The sequence below is a fragment of the Brevibacterium sp. CBA3109 genome (assembly GCF_040256645.1).
GTDB classification, from domain to species: domain Bacteria; phylum Actinomycetota; class Actinomycetes; order Actinomycetales; family Brevibacteriaceae; genus Brevibacterium; species Brevibacterium koreense.
Genome location: NZ_CP158281.1, coordinates 1247551 through 1265007 on the forward strand (window position 1 = coordinate 1247551; position 17457 = coordinate 1265007).

The 17457-nt window shown below is 61.0% G+C and carries 15 protein-coding genes; 10 read left to right on the forward strand and 5 right to left on the reverse strand.

Going from position 1 to position 17457, the window contains the following annotated elements:
• Positions 1-69: 69 nt before the first annotated feature.
• Positions 70-1362 (reverse strand): SLC13 family permease, encoded by a 1293-nt coding sequence (locus tag AAFP32_RS05780; RefSeq protein ID WP_350271005.1) that lies wholly within the window; start codon positions 1360-1362, stop codon positions 70-72.
• Positions 1363-2189: 827 nt separating this feature from the next.
• Between AAFP32_RS05780 and AAFP32_RS05785 the strand changes: the two genes are divergently transcribed.
• Positions 2190-4085, forward strand: coding sequence for an HNH endonuclease signature motif containing protein (locus AAFP32_RS05785; protein ID WP_350271456.1), 1896 nt, complete (start codon positions 2190-2192; stop codon positions 4083-4085).
• 220 nt (positions 4086-4305) lie between these two features.
• Here the strand turns inward: AAFP32_RS05785 and AAFP32_RS05790 are convergent, their stop codons facing one another.
• Complete coding sequence (locus AAFP32_RS05790) at positions 4306-4992, reverse strand: response regulator transcription factor (RefSeq protein WP_350271006.1); 687 nt, start codon at positions 4990-4992, stop codon at positions 4306-4308.
• Positions 4993-5101: 109 nt separating this feature from the next.
• The gene (locus AAFP32_RS05795) at positions 5102-6469 is read right to left on the reverse strand and encodes a sensor histidine kinase (protein WP_350271007.1); all 1368 of its coding nucleotides are present in this window, start codon (positions 6467-6469) and stop codon (positions 5102-5104) included.
• 372 nt (positions 6470-6841) lie between these two features.
• On the opposite strand from AAFP32_RS05795, the gene AAFP32_RS05800 reads away from it, so the two are divergent.
• The 4 genes from AAFP32_RS05800 to AAFP32_RS05815 all read left to right on the forward strand — a co-directional run bounded on the left by AAFP32_RS05800 (position 6842) and on the right by AAFP32_RS05815 (position 11333).
• The gene (locus AAFP32_RS05800; protein ID WP_350271008.1) at positions 6842-7699 is read left to right on the forward strand and encodes a DUF4352 domain-containing protein; all 858 of its coding nucleotides are present in this window, start codon (positions 6842-6844) and stop codon (positions 7697-7699) included.
• A 235-nt stretch (positions 7700-7934) separates the two neighbouring features.
• The gene (locus tag AAFP32_RS05805; protein WP_350271009.1) at positions 7935-9356 is read left to right on the forward strand and encodes a sensor histidine kinase; all 1422 of its coding nucleotides are present in this window, start codon (positions 7935-7937) and stop codon (positions 9354-9356) included.
• Positions 9353-10096: a response regulator transcription factor gene (locus AAFP32_RS05810; RefSeq protein WP_350271010.1), complete on the forward strand. Its 744-nt coding sequence runs from the start codon at positions 9353-9355 to the stop codon at positions 10094-10096. Before AAFP32_RS05805 ends, AAFP32_RS05810 begins: the two co-directional genes overlap by 4 nt.
• Before the next feature lie 85 nt (positions 10097-10181).
• Positions 10182-11333 carry an acyl-CoA desaturase gene (locus AAFP32_RS05815; protein ID WP_350271011.1) on the forward strand — a complete coding sequence of 384 codons (1152 nt, stop codon included), beginning with the start codon at positions 10182-10184 and terminating at the stop codon, positions 11331-11333.
• 126 nt (positions 11334-11459) lie between these two features.
• Here the strand turns inward: AAFP32_RS05815 and AAFP32_RS05820 are convergent, their stop codons facing one another.
• On the reverse strand, positions 11460-12287 hold the full coding sequence (locus AAFP32_RS05820; RefSeq protein WP_350271012.1) for a hydrolase: 828 nt from the start codon (positions 12285-12287) through the stop codon (positions 11460-11462).
• Between the two features lie 119 nt (positions 12288-12406).
• On the reverse strand, positions 12407-13666 hold the full coding sequence (locus tag AAFP32_RS05825; RefSeq protein WP_350271013.1) for an ABC transporter permease: 1260 nt from the start codon (positions 13664-13666) through the stop codon (positions 12407-12409).
• A 122-nt stretch (positions 13667-13788) separates the two neighbouring features.
• Here AAFP32_RS05825 and AAFP32_RS05830 point away from each other — a divergent pair, with 122 nt between their 5' ends.
• The 5 genes from AAFP32_RS05830 to AAFP32_RS05850 all read left to right on the forward strand — a co-directional run bounded on the left by AAFP32_RS05830 (position 13789) and on the right by AAFP32_RS05850 (position 17409).
• Positions 13789-14358, forward strand: a complete 570-nt coding sequence (locus tag AAFP32_RS05830; RefSeq protein WP_350271014.1) for a TetR/AcrR family transcriptional regulator — start codon at positions 13789-13791, stop codon at positions 14356-14358.
• Positions 14359-14474: 116 nt separating this feature from the next.
• Positions 14475-15089, forward strand: coding sequence for a TetR-like C-terminal domain-containing protein (locus AAFP32_RS05835; protein ID WP_350271015.1), 615 nt, complete (start codon positions 14475-14477; stop codon positions 15087-15089).
• 209 nt (positions 15090-15298) lie between these two features.
• Positions 15299-15523: a hypothetical protein gene (locus tag AAFP32_RS05840; protein ID WP_350271016.1), complete on the forward strand. Its 225-nt coding sequence runs from the start codon at positions 15299-15301 to the stop codon at positions 15521-15523.
• A 144-nt stretch (positions 15524-15667) separates the two neighbouring features.
• Positions 15668-16114, forward strand: coding sequence for a hypothetical protein (locus tag AAFP32_RS05845; protein ID WP_350271017.1), 447 nt, complete (start codon positions 15668-15670; stop codon positions 16112-16114).
• A 104-nt stretch (positions 16115-16218) separates the two neighbouring features.
• The gene (locus AAFP32_RS05850) at positions 16219-17409 is read left to right on the forward strand and encodes a M20 family metallopeptidase (RefSeq protein ID WP_350271018.1); all 1191 of its coding nucleotides are present in this window, start codon (positions 16219-16221) and stop codon (positions 17407-17409) included.
• Positions 17410-17457: the final 48 nt, after the last annotated feature.

Sequence of the window (17457 nt, forward strand, 5' to 3'; positions counted from 1 at the left end):
GCACACCACTCGTCGGTGGCCGCATGCGGCCAGCACGGTCGACCCTCACACCGTCAGCACGGTCGACCCTCACACCGTCAGCACGGTCGGCACCGCTGCGACCACCCAAGCCAGTCCGGGACCGATGAGGGACATAAGGCCGGCGTAGCCGATCATCTGCTTGTAGTAACGGTCACGGATCGTCGAGTGCACATTGGCCAGCAGCATCGCACCGTTGGTTGAGAACGGGCTGATGTCGACGATCGTCGCCGCTATCGCCAATGCTGCGACGAATCCGCCCACATGCACGTCCCCTGACTCGAGGAAGGGGACGGCCAAGGCGATAACGACGCCGATGATCGCCAGCGATGAGGCCAGCGCAGAGATGAGCCCCGACATGTAGAAGAGCAGAAGGGCGGCCAGCAGTGGAACGCCGATCGCCGAAATCCCCGCCGAGACCCATTTGACGGTGCCAGCGGCCTGGAGGACGGAGATGTAGGTGAGGACACCGGTGATGAGAATGACGACCGACCACGAGACCTTGGTCATCGCAGCCTTACCCGCGGCCGGGCTGATGAAGGTGAGAGCGACCGCGATTGTGATCGTTACGATGCCGACGTCCCAGCCGAAGATCAGCACCGACAGCGCCATAGCGATGAGTCCGATCAGGGTCGGCACCTGGCTCCGGGTCAACCGGGTGATGCTTGTACAGGTGATGTTTGTAGCGGCTACGGAACTCCCGGTCTCGGAGCTCTCGATTCCACGGGACAGGGCATCGTCTGGCTCGGCGCGCAATCCAGGTCGACGATGGAGGGCGAAGTAGACGACGAGAGCGAAGACCACGTTGAAGATCAGCGGTGCCAAGAACAGTGACACCGGGGTCGGAGTCAGACCGTTCTTAGCGAGGTAGTCGTTGATGAAGATGCCGTAGACGCTGATGGGGGAGAAGGCTCCAGCCAATGCGCCGTGGACGACGAGGAGGCCGACCATGAACTGGTTGATCCGGTGCTTACGCGCGAACGACAATGCCAACGGCGCGATGATGGCCACGGCGAAGAGCGCACCCAGCGAGATGAGGATCGCGGTGAGCGTGAAGAAGATCCACGGCATGAGAGCTGTTCGACCGCCGACGAGCCTGACGCACCAACTGACGATGACCTCAATGACTCCGTTGTTCTGGGCGAAGCCGAACAGATAGGTCAGACCCACAAGTGTAAGGAACAGGTCGACGGGAAAGCCGGCGAGAAACTCTTCTGGGGCCTGGTGGAGGACGAGCCCGCTGACTCCTGCCGCCGCAACGAAGCCCAGCAGGCCCATGTTGATGTCACGCCAGGTGCCGATGACGAACATCAGCCCGAGGACGATTTGTAGATGAAACCGCACACCACGTGCCCTTCAACTTCAGCAGAATCTCATTTGCTGACAGCGCTATCTCGCAATGCAGGCGATGGTATGGCCGGTGAGTGAGTCGCTCTTGGCAGAGGTGAGGCCGGGTGCCTTTATCGGGGCACTGACCCTTATGTGGGCCGTGGGTTGTGGGGTGTCATGACAACGCACTCGAGTCAGTGCCGCCTGAGAGTATTGAATAACGAAAGGACCTGAGAGCAGCTAAGGCATTTGAAAAGAGTCACAAGTAAATCGAAGTCAAGTATGTACAAATGTCATTCGAATAATATAAACTGTAGATAACATCTGATTCAGTCAATGCTCTACTCACTCTTCCCGACAAAGATGTACGAGGCAGGTGACACACGATGAAAAGCACATCCGAAATCCACAACGACCAACGCCGCGAAGAAACGGGAAAGCCCGGCTCCGCTGGCAAAGACGCCGGCGCAAGTGCAGATGAAAGTGCGTCGCCTCGGTACAGCGTTCGCTACGAATCCAGTGTCACCCGTCTCGGCAGTGCATCTGCTGAGTGCGACCAAGCGCAGCTGAAGGTATTCGAACTCGGCGCTGGAGTCATCCTCGAGCAGGTCATCCAGCACCACGGAACCGATGTTCCTGATGGAGACGACCCGTACACGTTCGCCACGATTGCCGGCTCAGTCGAACGATGTCGAGAATCCTCAGGAGAGGAACGGGTCAGAGAGGCCGCGGAACGTGTGACCGTCAGCGATATTGCTTGGAATTCGGGACCGCTGGACGAATTCGATTTCGACCAGCCCTGCACCGATCTCGTAGTCGTCGTCGACACACCGACGACAGTGATGCACTATGACGCCGAATTTGCGCAGAACGTTCGTACGCCGGAGGTTGAACCTGAACCCGAAACCGTTGAACCTCCGGACTTCCCTGGCTTCGACCCTGAAACCGACTTCTCACGTTGGATCCACGACAATGTGTTCACCGAGGACCTCGTTGAGATCTCCGCAATTTTTGGAACCTCCACGCCCCGCACATACCGGCGCCTTACCTCGGCGATGACGGTGATACACGGTCTCCCACTATTCGCCGACCGCGTCCGCGACGGAGAATTCACCCAGGCCCACGTTGATGCCGCCGCCGACCTGTGCCAAACGGTTGCCATGCGTTTCCTGCCCCGACTGGACGAGCATCTCTCCGTCAGAAGAGCCGACGTGACGAGCGAGTACTTCCGAACCGCACTGCGTAAGAAGATTCAACTCCTCGAACCGGCAGAAGACCGGGCGGAGGCAGCCGCTCGTCGTCGTCGAGTAGATGTCGACACGTTCAAGGATGGAACCGCGTGCATGACGCTGACAGGTCCGGCGGCTGAGGTCCATGCCAGTTTTCAGCGCATCCAAGCCATGGCGCGAGCGATTCACGCAGGACAGACCAACACTTTCAATCTGGCGCCCGGTGTTGAAGTCGTCGACGAGCGCACCATCAGCAATCTCATGTTTGACATTGCAACCCGCCCACAGCCGAAGTTGAACATCAAGGTCAAGCGGATCGAACCGGTGACCGGAATCCAAAACACCTCCGAGTTCTCGCTTCTTGACGACAACGGGAATCCACTGTTCGACTTCGATGATCAAGGTGTCAGCGGGCTAACCGACTGTGCGAAAGGTACTGCAGGGTCAGCCTCGAGCAGCACGGCCTTTTCACCCGGCTCGCCACGGCAAGAAGAAATCGCCGAATATGATGTCACGGTTGGCATGCCCACCGACCAGTGGTGGATATCAAACCAAGCGGCCGTCGTGGTCACGGTTCCCTTCCTGACACTGGCCGGCGAATCCGAACTTCCGGGAACTCTGGCGGACGGTTCGCCGGTGCCAGCAGAGACCGCACGACGTATCGGGGCCCGTTCGAAAACGCTGACAAGAATACTGACAGATCCGGCAACTGGCACGCCCATTGACGCAAAGGCCACCACCTATCGGATTCCAAACGATGTTCGGAAAACACTGATTGCAAAATGGGCGATCTGCACAGTACCGGGGTGCAGTCGACCAGCAGAGAAGTCAGAGATCGACCACATCATTCCCTTCGACCATGGACACACTGACCAGGGCGGGCTGACTCGATTCAGTAACTTGCATCCTTTGTGCAAAAAGCACCATGCGGTGAAGACTGCCCGAAATTACTCAGTGCGTATGCCAAAGTCTGGTCTGGTCGAATACGAGTTCTCTCATGGTGTGACGGCCACGGTCGCGGCTCCCGATCAGCCCGTCGACGCCGCTCAAGCGCTCGAGTTCTACGCACTCACTGAGGTCAGTCCTAGAAAGTGGCGGTTTCCGAAGGACAAAGTTCCTCCACCGCCGTACGTTTTGGAACTTATGCCAGGTGAGACAGCTATTCGAAAACGTGACGAAGCGAGGCGGCGCGAATGGGAACGTGCTGACCAGCAGCGGCGCCTGCAGGAGAGCTATGACCTGGCGAGGGTCAAGCGCCGACAACTGATGATCGATCGAATGTTGGATTGGGAAAACGCAGCATTCCAACGCTGCCTGCCGCAGGGGCCGAACCCTGTGACAATGAAACGACTACCGCGGGGTCGTCGCAGAATCCATCCCTACTACAGAACGAAGAAGTCAGCCGATAACCGGACTTCGAAGATCGAGTACGTTCTCATCAACAAGGCCTGGCGATCCGCACGCGTTCAATGGGAACACGATCTCGCGAATGATCCGCCACCGTTCTGAACCACAGCAGAACTGTGCCAGCCAGGTGCAGACGCGAGGCTACTGAGCAGACCGGATCCGGCCAGACCAGACCAGACCAGACCAGACCAGACCAGACCGGACCAGACCAGACCGGACCAGACCAGGCCAGACCGGACCAGACCAGACCAGACCAGACCAGACCAGACCATCATGAGGACATATCAGTGGTGATCTTCGGGCGTGAGCGGGCCGGTAACCTTCAGCTGATGCTGGATCCCTCGGTCAAGCCAGACCTCTCGACAAGGACAGCGATGCGGACTCGGTTGCTGGCATCGAATTTGACGTTCACTCGGTTGAGATGAGTCTTCACGGTGGCCTCGCTGGAATAGGTTGCCTCGGCGATCTCCCGATTCGACAACCCCTGTGCGACGAGGACGGCGATCTCACGTTCTTTCGCTGTCAGTGTGGAGATGAGCTCGGCAGCTTCGCGTTTGGTCCGATTGTCTTGTTTGGACGTGATGGCTCTGATGATTCTCAACGTGGCCTGTGGTGCCAGAATCGACTCGCCGGAGTGAACCTTCCTGATGGCCTCGGCGAGCTCCGCAGGACCGATGTCCTTGAGGAGGAAGCCACTGGCGCCCGCTTCAAGAGCGCCGAAGAGATAGTCATCAGAATCGAAACTGGTGAGAGCAATGACCTTGGGCGGTCGCACACTGTTGGTCAACCGTTGTGTCGCCTCGATGCCGCCGATTCCCGGCATCCGCACATCCATGAGCACGATGTCCGGGAAATGCAGCGAGGCTTGCTCCAGCGCCCCTTCACCATTGACAGCGGTTCCGACCGTGTCAATGTCGTCAGCGACCTGAAGTATGGCCTTGAGACCAGTCAGCACCATCGAGTCATTGTCGACGAGGAGGACACGAATGCTGGGAGAAGTCTGAGCCATGAAAACAGACTACAGGAGGCCTAGGACACGGGAGTGGTGGAACTGTGCGGGCACCGCATCGGCAGAGAAGAGTTACCACGAACGGACGCCGTCTGGCAGGTGAGAAGCCTCAGCGCTGAGGCTGGCGTTCGAACGGTGGGAAGGACACGTCCACGACGAAAAAACTCTCACGAGGACCGATATCGACCGTGCCCGAGAGCATGTGCGCCCTCTCACGAATCCCCTCAAGCCCGGCTCCCGAACCGCTCGTCGACAAGACTGAGTCTGAATCTCGGTTCGTCGTGGCCGTCGGCAGTGAGTTCGAGACGACGATGCGTGCTCCTTGATTCGCTGAAACGCTCAGGTTCAGATCCACAGGTGCGTCCGGGGAGTGCTTCAACGCGTTCGTCAGCGACTCCTGCACAATGCGATAGACCGCACGGTCAAGCACCGTGGGAGCACTCTCAACGTCCTGCAAGATGATTGACGGACGAATCTGGGTGCCGGTTGCCTGTACCGAAGCGATGAGCTGCGGAATGGAATCCATGGACGCCAGGCTCGGCGGGGTCGATGTCGGTCCCAGTTGGCTGTGCTCACTCAAGGTTCCTTCACGCACACCACCGACGAGGTGGCGCAGATCTTCCAGCGAGGCACGTGCTTCTCGCCGCAGCGCGGAGGCGACAGTTGCCACCTCGGCGTCGTCCTGGGTTCCGACTTCCAGGGCGCTGGAGTGCAGGGAGATGACGGACAAGCGGTGGGAGAGGGTGTCGTGAAGCTCCCGGGCCAGGCGATTGCGCTCGGACTGACGAGCGAGTTCCGAGGTCAGCGATTCGCTGCGTTCGGCCTCACGCTGGGCGATCGTCTCGACTGCCCTCATTCTGCGAGTCCGACGCAGCAGCAGCCCGAACCCGATGCTCACGCCGAGTCCAACGACACCAACGATGATCGTCATCAGGTTCATGGCCAGCAGAGAGTCCGTAGACGGGGCAGAAGCCTCGGCGTCGGTGATCACCGCTGGATCTCCCACAATCATGATCCCGAATGGGTTGAGCTCGGGCGGCAGGAGGCAGTGGCGTATCACTCCGGCGGCGATGAGCGCCGACCCGATGACGGAGGTGACGAGCATCCGCACTCGGGGCCCACGAACGACGACATGGAACATGCCGATGAGGAGCAGAAGACCATCGCCCCAGCCCGCCGCGAGGAGCGCACCGACGATGAACGGGACGAGAGGCCACCGACGACGCAAGAAGACGCTGAGCCAGACGAGACTCAGCAGTAAGACTACGACGATTCCCGTGTTCGTGAGCTCACCGTTGCTGCCGTAGGCCCACGGGTTCGCCTGCAGCGCCATCGCTGAAATGACCAAGCCCGTCACATAGGCGGCAACGCCGACGAGGATGCTCACCGCCAGCTGGACTCCGTGCCCGAGGTGCCGTTTGCGGTCGGGACGCGAGGCGACAGGGGGACGCGAGGCAACAGGGGGAGGTGAGGCCACATGACCATCTGCACGGGCAGCCGCCGGAGCCGACTGCCGGGGGTTCTGGGACGTGGTGTGAGGTGCTGTGGGAGCAGCAGGCATTGGTGGCTGGGCCGGCCTCGGTGGGACGGGGGAGCCATGATGCGGCGGTGGAAGCGGATGTCCTGTCACAACAGGAATCGTAACCGCACGGACTGACACCAGAGGTCAACCATCAGGATACCGTCGCCTGGCCGATCGATGATCGAGGTCGATCCGATCGGTTGATGTTCGTTCTTCGCCGAGGCGAAATGCTGAAGGGGTATCAACGCGAACCTCGCTATTTCCCTTGCGCCCGCCATTTCGAACCGCCTCGCAGCGGAGTGCGGCGCTCATCTTCAAAGGAGCATGATGTCCACTCATAACGATCCTCACGTGCAACCCGGTGCCCAGCCTCAAACACAGCCCGGTGCCCAGCCCCAAACACAGCCTGATACCCATGCGCAAGGCCCCACCTATCGCGTGCCCGGCCCGCAGATGACTGATCCGCAGGCGTCGGGGTACCCAGGTGCTGCCTATCCGGGCACCGGCACAGCAGGACCCGGTGGGTACGGTCCAGGCGCGAATGGTCCCGGCAATTCGGGACAGAAGCCGCCGAAACGGAAGAAGCCGCTGCTCAAGCGCTGGTGGTTCTGGATCGTTCTCATTCTGGTCGTCGTCGTCATCGGCAGTGCCATCTCCGGCGGGGGAGACGATGCGACAGAGAACACCGAATCATCCGCTGCCGTCGCCGAGGATGAGGAAGCAGGCGGGGACAAGGCGAAGGAAGAACCAGCCGCAGGCGAGCCAGCTGCAGAGGACGCTGCCGCCAGCTATGGCATCGGCGATGCGGTGGCTGCCGACGATTGGGAAGTCACCGTCAACTCCGTCAAGGACGGTATCTCCTCTGTCGGTGACGAGTTCATGGGAACAGAAGCTCAGGGACAGTTCGTCGTCGTCGACCTGTCCGTGAAGAACACGGCTTCAGCACCGGACTTCTTCTGGGAAGACAACATCAAGCTCGGCGACGAATCCGGGAACACCTATTCCGCGGATTCGGAAGCCGGACTCTATGCGGCAGAGGATTCCATCCTCTTCGCCGAAGAGATCAACCCGGGCAACACAGCCAAGGGAGTGCTCGTCTTCGACGTCCCCGCCGATGTCTCACCGGACAAACTCACATTCGAAGGCGGACTCTTCTCCGACCCGATCGAGATCTCACTCGGCTGAGCGACGTGATCGGATCAGGCTGAACACGATCGGATCAGGTTGAACAGCTGGCAGAAGCCAGAGACCACCTCGGCGGTCTCTGGCTTCTGCTTTCCCATTTTCCGATTCGCAGCGGTGCAGGCTCGGAACTCTCACCGGACGCATAGCCGTGTTTGCTAATGTCACACTGACGTAGTGTGCCAAGTGATTCGATCTTTCAGGTCGGCTCAAGGCCGCAGAAGGAGAACCGGAATTCGTGCTGTTCAGCAAGCTGTTCGACAGATTTCTGCCACCAGACCGCAGATTCAATCCTGAGGCCCTGGCCTGGGTGGCGGTGATCTTCACTGCCATCGTAATGCTCGCCGTCGAATCCTCGATCGCGGTGGGAGTCCATGAAGTTCCCGTTGCCCTGGCGTTCATCGTAACCGTGATCCACGCGGGGTCGATGCCGCTGTCGATGTTGCGTCCACTCTTCGGTGCGATCGTCTCCGTTATCGCCTGCGGTGTCCTGCCGCTGCTCGGCCCGTATCTTTCAGGTGCACCTTGGCCGTGGATGGTGCCGATGATGATCACTCAAACCCTCATCATCCTCATCGTCGGACTTCGTGCCCACTGGGGTGTGGCTTTAGCCGCGTTGTTGGCGAGCATCGCGATCTCTGCGGCCGCGGCCGTCTTCGGGCACATTCAGTACCCCGAAAGCAGGTCGGATTCCGCGATCGTCAACATCGTCGTCTTCTCCTGTATCGCCGGTGGCTTCTATGTGGCTGCAGTCATCGTCCAGCAGTGGCATCTGATCCGATCGCAGCTGCTGCAAGAACAGGAGAACACTGCAGAGGAACATTCGAAGCGCGTCGTCGTCGAGGAGAAGACGCGGATTGCCCGTGAACTGCACGACATCGTCGCCCACAGCATGTCGATCATCAATATCCAGGCCTCGAGCGCACCGTTCCGCCATCCCAACATCGATTCGGACGTGGAGAAGGAGTTCGAAGACATCTCTGTCTCCGCACGTCATGCCCTCACCGAGATGCGAGGGCTGCTGGGCGTGCTGCGCAATGACGATTCGGGCCAGGAGCTCGCGCCCCAGCCGAAGTTCTCCGAAGTCGAGGGCCTGGTGAAGAAGGCACAGCAGGCCGGAGTCAACGTCACCATGGAACGCAGCGGGGAACCGCTCGATCACAGCCTGCGCGACAGCACAGGGCTGGCCGGATATCGCATCGTCCAGGAGGCGCTGAGCAACGCCATCCGTCACGCCGCCGAATCACAGATCCACATCAAGGTCGACAGCGGCGGCACTGCCCTGTGGATCAACGTCGTCAACACTGCTGGAAAAGGCCCGACGGAAGCGGCGAAGAACGAGGCTCACCGTCATCAGGGCCTCATTGGGATGCGGGAACGTGCCGCCTCGGTCGGAGGGGAACTCCGGACCGGCTGGAGCAGCGGCGGCGGTTTCGAAGTAGAGGCCGTGCTGCCGCTGGCAGTGGCCGATTCGCGCAAGGGTGATTCGGACACGAGCAAATCTCGCAAGGCTGACTCACTCAAGGCTGACCCACACAAGACCAGCGGTCGCGAGGTTCTCACCGGCACGGGCGCAGGCGCCACAGCCAAAAACGACACGGGCGCAGATGCAGATGACACGGCAGATCAATCGCCGGGTGACGAGAGGAGCAACGCGTGATTCGCATTGTGATTGCTGATGATCATGCAATGGTTCGAGCCGGCTTCGCGGCGCTGCTAGACGCGCACCCCGACATCGAGGTGGTGGGCCAGGCACAGGACGGCGTCGAATGCGTCAGCCTCGTTGCCGAGCTGAAACCCGACATCGTACTCATGGATGTGCGCATGCCGGGACTCGACGGCATCGAAGCCACCCGTGAGATCCTCTCGGCTTGGTCTCGGCAGACCACGAACCCGCAAACGCCGAAGTCGACGTTGAGCGCCAAGGATACGAGTGCCAAGGATACGAGCGCCATCGGCGATGACGTTCCGCGCATCATTATGCTCACGACCTTCGACATCGACGACTATGTCTTCGATGCGATCCGTGCCGGTGCCAGTGGCTTCCTCCTCAAAGATGCCCCACCCAGTGAACTCGCCGAGGCGGTGCGGGTGGTGGCCTCTGGTGATGGCCTGCTGGCCCCGAGCGTCACCCGTCGCGTCATCGAGCACTTCGCCGCAGGACCGCAGCAATCGAATGCTGCCGCCCTGCCCGACCTCACCGACCGCGAACGCGAGATCCTGGTGCTGGTGGCACGCGGAGAGACGAACTCAGAGATCGCGGCCTCACTGTTCATCGCCATGCAGACGGTCAAGACTCATGTCTCGAGGATCCTCTACAAACTCGACGCCCGAGACCGTGCTCAAGCAGTCATCGCCGCCTACGAGTCCGGGCTCGTAGTGCCCGGCGCACAGGTCTGATCGGCCACCCCCTACCCGAGTAGGGGGTGAAATACGGTGCTCTGGGGTGACGCCAGATCTATGGCCCGCCTCGTACTGTGAGTATATGGAACCAGTAGATGTCGTGAATAGGCCGCTGTCGACACCCACCCTTGGGCAGGAATCAAGGGCTGAGGTGCTCGAACAGAGGCGAGCTAATCGCGGTACCGATAAGCAGGAGTTCACCAGCGACTTCAGCGCGCTGATGGCGCAGGTCAAAGAGGCCGGTCTGCTCGCTCGACGCCCGGGTTGGAACACTCTGCGCTTCGTCCTCCTCGGACTCTCCTACGTCGTTGCCTTCGCAATGCTCTTCCTCATCGGCGAAAGCTGGTGGCAGATGGCCACAGCAGTCGTCTTCGGAATCCTCTTCACCCAGACGGCATATGTCGCCCACGACGCGGCGCACCGTCAGATCTTCACCAACGGTAAGGTCGGCGAGTGGGTTTCCACCATCGTCGGCAACCTGTTCATCGGTCTCAGCTACGGCTGGTGGCTGAAGAAGCACAACGCTCTCCACCACGCCAACCCGAACAAAGCCGGCGTCGACGGTGACATCGCACCGGGCGCCCTGATCTTCGACCCAGAAGATGCTCACGAACTCACCGGATTGCGGAAGTGGTTGGCCGCACACCAGGGCTGGTTCTTCTTCCCCCTGCTGACTCTGGCGGGCCTGCAGCTGCACGTGAACTCTGTGCAGGCGATCATCAAGGGACAGTCCTCGATCAAGCGCCGCTGGATCGAAGGCATCCTCATCGCCATCCGCATCATCGGATTCCCCCTCATCGCCATCTGGGCCGCCGGCCCACTCATCGGCATCGTCTTCACGATCGTCCAGGTCATGGTCTTCGGACTGCATATGGGCGGTTCGTTCGCTCCCAACCACAAGGGACAGCCGATCGTTCCCAAGGACGTCAAGATCGACTTCCTGCGCCGCCAGACACTGATGTCACGCAACATCTCGGGCGGTCGCCCGATGGGCTTCCTCATGGGCGGACTGAACTACCAGATCGAACACCACCTGTTCCCCAGCATGCCCAGCGTCAACCTGCACAAGGTCCAGCCGATGGTCCGCGAATACTGTGCTCAGAAGGACATAAAATACACGGAGACAACGCTCTTCGAATCATTCGGCATCATCGTCCGCTACCTCAACCGGGCCGGACTGGGCCAGGCCGACCCCTTCGACTGCCCGATCACCGCGCAGTTCCGCTCACGCTGACTTTCTCAGCATCGCTGGTTCTTCCGGCCAGGTCCGTCAACCCGGACCTGGCCGGTTTTTCGTGCCCGGATTTCCTTCGTGCCAGGACAGGGGCATCGTGCCGGGGCAGTTGCTCGTACCGGCTGCTCAGGTGAGGTCGTCGTGAACGCCTGTGACCCATTCAGCGTAGCGTTCGGCCGAGGTCGCCACCGCCTCTTTGGCTTCGGCCGAGATCGTCTGACCGAAGTTGCCGTACATCCGATCGAAGTCGAGGTCAGCCACCGAGGCTGCGATGCGTCGGACAACTCCGGCTGAGAGTGGCAGATAGTTGGGAAAGCTGCGCATGAACGTCACCCAGCCCGATCTGGCCACCGGCGCGATCGAGTCTCCACTGAGCATGACGCCTCGGCCGTCCTGGCCAGTCCACAGGGCCACAGCACTGCCGGGGAAATGGCCTCCCGTGCGCACCAAGCGGACCCCGGGAACGGGCTCGGCAACATGGTAGTAGCGCCAGATGTTCGGGCCCTCGCGCTGGACCCAGTTCGCGTCTGCACGGCAGACGAAGATCGGGGCATCGTCGAAAGCCGCACTCCACTCCAGCTGCAGACCGAACATGTGAGGATGACTGGCCGCGATGGCGTGAACACCGCCGAGGTCTGAGACTGCGGCGATGACGTCCTCGTCGATGTAGGGCGGGACGTCGAAGAGCAGATTGCCGTGTTCGGTCTGCGCCAGATAGCACGTCTGCCCGATGCCCAGCTTCGGTTCCACACGCAGAGCGTAGAGACCTGGTTCGCGCTCGATGATGGAGACGCTGTGGTGTTCGGATTCGAGTTCTTCGCGCGTCGTCCAGTCCTGCCCCGAGGCTGGCAGCCACTGGCGCTCATCCGAGCAGATCGGACACACCTCCGGTGGAGGCGTGCTCGTCTCGACACCGCACGTCCGGCAGATCGTCACGTTCGTCAGTGCTGTCATCGGTGTGCACCTCCTGCACCTGAGGATAGTCCTCGAGTGCAGGTGGGGCCAGGTGACAGGTAGCAGGTGTCGCGTGTCCCTCGATCATCGGCTCCACGTCGTCGTGGAAAACCTAGAGATCAGCCCGCAGCAGCCCGCTTCTTCGCGTGAGCCTTGAGGTGCCCGACGAGGATGAGAACGATGCCCAAGGCGAACCAGCCGACGAGTACCCACCATTGCATCGCCATGGGTGCATTCGGGAAGTAGGACAGGTCTCGGAGAAGGGTCCCCGACGCGCCCGGGACGAAGAACTGGCCGATGTCTCCCCAAGCCCCTGCGAGGAACTCCTTCGGCACTTGGAGCGACGCGATCGGGTTGCCGATGAACATTGTGAGCACCGCGCCGATCGCAATGCCGCCCGGGCCTATCAGTGAGACGAAGCCGTTGATGAGTGCCGCCGTTGCCGCTACGGCAAGGCCGGCAGCCAGCACGTTGAGCCCGAAATTGCCCTGCAGAATGCCGAACCACGACTGCAGAACGAGGGTCAAGGCAAGGCCGCCGATTGCGCCGTAGGCGACAACCGCGACAGCACGCATGCGGCGTGAGTGGACGATCATGCTGGTGAGCACACCGCCGACGATTCCACCGATGGTCAGGGGCAGACCGGCGATCGCAAGACCGGCACCGGTGGAGTCGTTTTCGTTGAGCGGGACGACGTCCGTGACCGTAACCTCAGGAACTTCCACTGCCGAGGCGTCTGGGGTCTGTGCCTGGTCGCCCGGGTTGCCCCCGGGGTTGTCCCCTGGTGCGCCGGGGTTGGCCTGGGGCCCGGCAGGCGACTGAGCGGCAGCAGCGAGTGCGTCCTGCATCTGCTTCATTCCATCCTGCATGCCCGAGATCGCCTGCTTGTCGATCTTCTGCTGCATCTGAGTGGCGATCCCATTGAGCTGCTGGGCAACTGGAGGGGAGGCAGCGGTCGAGGTGAGAATCTCGGGGTCGTCGCCAAACACGAATGCTCCGTAGGCCTCACGGTCACGAATGAGCTGCCCTGCCTCGGCGCGGGAGTCGACCTTCTTGAGATCGAGCATCCCGTCGGGAACGTTGGCCGTGATCTGATCGATCTGCTCCTGATCGCCGACGGCCGCAATAGGAAGATCCTTGGGATCAGATGTGACGGTCGGCCAGCTGAACGCGAGCAAGATGACCGTGACGATGGCCGCGGCGAAGACAGCGGCGAGCAGAGCCTGTTTGATGCTGGGCTTCCGTGCACTTGTGTCGGCAGCGACAGCGGATCCGGGGTCGGACATGGCTGCGTTGGCCGCGTTCTCGCTGCTGACAGTGTTCTTGCTGCCGCGGCCATTCTCTGCGCCGTCCGAGGTGGTGAGGAGTCTCGCCTGCATGCCTGTCCAATCATTGAAAACGAATGCTCGTTCTTTTTACTCTGTCGAGTACGATATATCAAGAATGGTCATTCGTTTTTGGGGGTTTGGTGCCGAAGGTCACGGACGAACACAGGGAAGCCATGCGCGCTCGCATCCAGGATGCCGCGCTCGCATGCTTCTTTCGCAAGAGTTTTTCGGGTACCTCGATGGCCGACATCATCAAGGAGGCGGGACTTTCCGCCGGGGCTGTCTATGTCTATTACTCGTCGAAGGCGGAGCTTACGCTCGATGCCGGCAAGCGGATCATGGAAGAGCGTGCGGCCGAATTGCAGGACTTCGGTGCAGCAGAAGAGGTTCCACCTCCGCAGCAGGTCTTCCGCCAGCTTCTGGACACGATCCTCCACGACACCCCTTTCGCCCCACTGCTGCTGCAGGTGTGGGGGGAGGCATCGCATTCCCCCGACTTCGCTAAGGTCGCCGCCGAGGTATACGAGGATCTCATCGGGCGCTTCGCGTCCTATCTGAGTGTGTACTTCCACCGGGGTGCGGGGCTGACTGAAGATGTCGCACAGGCCAGGGCGAATCAGCTCGCACCGGCGGTCCTGGCTGTCATGCAGGGCGCCATTGTCCAGACCGCGATATTCGGCGACGGTTCGCACGCGCGGATCACGAGTGCTGTCGAAGCGCTACTTGCTGAGCTCGTGGACTGAGGCGCTGCGGCGTTCGGCCCCGTGGGCTGAGGCTGGTCTGGGGCCGCATAGCTCTGCCTTGAGCCTGCCCAACTGCACATACGAAACGGAACGTAGTGTTGCGTAAGTCACCATGAGTGTGCCACGACACACATAAGACGCAAGCCACACCTAATGGCCGACCGCTCGACGACGAGCTGACCGGACGAGTGCTCAACGAAGTGCGCGAGGCTCTCGGCGATGAGGGTTTCGTCAATCTCAAGATTGAGAAGGTCGCCGCTGCCGTCGGCTGTGACAAGACAACGATCTATCGTCGCTGGCCGACCAAGGCTGAGTTCGTGGCGGCGGCAATTCTCGATGGGGTCGACCCCGGTGAAACACCGGATACGGGTGACGTCGTCGAGGGCCTAGTCGAACATGCTTGGCAGCACGTCCGGAACTTCAAACACGACGGGCAGCTCACGCCTACACACAACCGCACACTCCTGGCGATGTTCGATGCTGAGGTCATTCCACTCATCGAGGCGCGCTACATGAAGAAGCGTCACGCGATGGGCCGGGAGATTTTGGACCGTGCCGTTGCCCGTGGACAGGCGAGCAGCAGTCTCGATCAGGATCTGATCATCGACACCATAGCCGGGCTGACTCTGTTCCGTCTCTCGCTCAAACCCGACGCCAGAGTTCACAGCGATGCCGAGCTCAAGGATTCCCACCGAAAACTGGTGCGGTCCCTGGTCGCGTCCCCGGACTGACGTCGCCCCACCGGACTGACTTCGCCCCACCGGGCTGCGCCTGGTTCGCGAATCGCAACCCGGCCAGCGAATCATCTGTGAGACCCCAAGCCCTTCAGATGCCTCACAAATTGCGCCACCTCTTTGTCCAAACTCATACACCCCAAATGACACGGCACTGCTGCCGTGCCTTAGACGAGCAATCCTGAAAGAAAGGAATCAGTGTGTCCATGACTCCGACTTCACTGGTAGACAATTCACAGAAACGCGTGCTGGCGGTCGTCGGCTTCCTCGTCTTCGTCGAATTCTCCAGCGGTTTCCTGCAGGGCTACTATGTGCCGCTGTTGGACAATATCCGTGACCACCTCGGCGTCACTGATGCCTCGATCGCCTGGTTCATCACCGTACAGACACTGGCGGCAGGCGTGTGTGCCGATTCTTGCCAAACTCGGTGACATCTTCGGCCATAGGCGAATGCTGCGGATCGGAATCATCTCCGTGCTTGTGGGCACCGTGCTTGTGGCGCTCGCCTCGATGCGGCTCTGTCCGGCGTCGACGCCCTCGCCCTGCCGACATGGCCAGAACCTGCACCACCCTATGTGTTCACCGGCGGCACCCCGGAGGAGGAGTGGAATCTCACCGCAGCCTTCTGCGCCACAGGTCACCCATCGCTGGCACTGCCCATGGGATTGAACGAGCGTGGGCTGCCGCTGTCCCTGCAACTGGTGGGCCCTTTCGATGTGCAGTCCCCGAACCGCGGGAACTCGGTGATCCTCGACATCGGCGAGGCGTTCCAGGCCGGTACCGACCATCATCTGCACTTCGCACACATCGACCCCAGCGCACGTGTCGATGCAATACCCGATCCCGACGACAGATTCGCCGAGGCAGACGAGGGTAGCGACAACGGTGGGGGGACTCAGAATGATGGGGGCAGCGGGTACGATCGTCTGCCCAACGCTCTCCAGGCGTTGAACATTGAGTTCGAGGCAGCCGACATCGCCACACTGCACTCGCTGTCTCACCTCATCGGCAACCTGAGCTGATCCCTCACGGGAACTCTCGGGAACAGAGACCACAACACGCCGAAAACGACACACACAATCTCCACCACAGATCACATCATCTCCGCCACAGAAGAGGAACCACCATGTCGACTGATTTCAAGACAGAGGCGCTGTCCCTGACCACCGAGCTGCGTGACCTGCGCCGTGAGCTTCACCGCAATCCTGAGCTGGGGTTGGAGCTGCCCTTCACTCAGCAGAAGATCCTTGATGCCCTCGAGGGTCTGCCGCTGGAGATCGCGACGGGTACCGGTCTCAGCTCGGTCATCGCTGTGCTCCGCGGTGGCAAGCCCGGCCCCACGGTTCTGCTGCGCGGAGACATGGATGCCCTGCCCGTCACCGAGGCCACAGGTCTCGACTTCGCATCGATCAACGGAAACATGCACGCCTGCGGCCATGATCTGCACGTGACGGGTCTCGTCGGTGCGGCCAAACTGCTGTCCGCGCACCAGGCCGAACTTGCCGGTACCGTTGCCTTCATGTTCCAGCCCGGCGAAGAGGGACTGGGCGGAGCGAAGAGCATGCTCGAGGAAGGAATGTTCGAGTCCATCGGCACGACACCCGATGCCGCCTACGCGATCCACGTCGCTCCCGGCGTTCCCGGTACCTTCGTCAGCCGCCCAGGCACCATCATGGCCGGAGCCAACACTCTCCATGTGACGATGCACGGCAAGGGCGGGCACAGCTCACGCCCCGAGGACTCCACCGATCCCATTCGTCCGCTCATGGAGTTCGGACAGGCCCTGTATTCGATGATCACCGGAACGTTCAGCGTATTCGACCCCATCGTCGCCGAGGTGACTCAGCTCGAGGCCGGCAACGCCGTCAACATCATCCCCCCGACAGCGAAGCTCGGTGCCTCCGTGCGCACGCTGTCGACCGAGACCACGAAGAAGTTCCCCAAAGCCGCGACCCGCTTGGCCGAATCGATCGCGGCTGCACACGGATGCACCGCCGGGGTGGTGTGGAACGAGCAGTATCCTGTGACGATCAACGATGCGGACGAAACCGAGTTCGTCGCGGCGACGCTCAGGGAGACTTTCGGCGCTGACCGCTACGTACAGGCACCCGATCCGATCATGGGCTCCGAGGACTTCTCCTTCGTGCTCAATGAGGTGCCCGGTGCGTTCATCTTCCTCTTCATCTCCCCGGACGACATCGATCCTACGACGGCTGCGACGAACCACTCGCCTGAGGTCCTCTTCGATGACGCATACCTGCCGGACCAGGCTGCGGCGCTGGCCACCCTTGCATGGGAGCGGTCTCTGCGAGGCTGACCGACTCGGGATAGAGCGGAGTGCTGGTCTGAGGTCAGGGCAGTGCGG

Excerpts from the sequence above, each read along its gene's own strand:
- AAFP32_RS05785 (WP_350271456.1), top strand. The coding sequence starts at position 2,190 with ATGCACTATGACGCCGAATTTGCGCAGAACGTTCGTACGCCGGAGGTT.
- AAFP32_RS05790 (WP_350271006.1), bottom strand. The coding sequence starts at position 4,992 with ATGGCTCAGACTTCTCCCAGCATTCGTGTCCTCCTCGTCGACAATGAC.
- AAFP32_RS05800 (WP_350271008.1), top strand. The coding sequence starts at position 6,842 with ATGTCCACTCATAACGATCCTCACGTGCAACCCGGTGCCCAGCCTCAA.
- AAFP32_RS05815 (WP_350271011.1), top strand. The coding sequence starts at position 10,182 with ATGGAACCAGTAGATGTCGTGAATAGGCCGCTGTCGACACCCACCCTT.
- AAFP32_RS05820 (WP_350271012.1), bottom strand. The coding sequence starts at position 12,287 with ATGACAGCACTGACGAACGTGACGATCTGCCGGACGTGCGGTGTCGAG.
- AAFP32_RS05825 (WP_350271013.1), bottom strand. The coding sequence starts at position 13,666 with ATGCAGGCGAGACTCCTCACCACCTCGGACGGCGCAGAGAATGGCCGC.
- AAFP32_RS05830 (WP_350271014.1), top strand. The coding sequence starts at position 13,789 with ATGCGCGCTCGCATCCAGGATGCCGCGCTCGCATGCTTCTTTCGCAAG.
- AAFP32_RS05840 (WP_350271016.1), top strand. The coding sequence starts at position 15,299 with ATGACTCCGACTTCACTGGTAGACAATTCACAGAAACGCGTGCTGGCG.
- AAFP32_RS05850 (WP_350271018.1), top strand. The coding sequence starts at position 16,219 with ATGTCGACTGATTTCAAGACAGAGGCGCTGTCCCTGACCACCGAGCTG.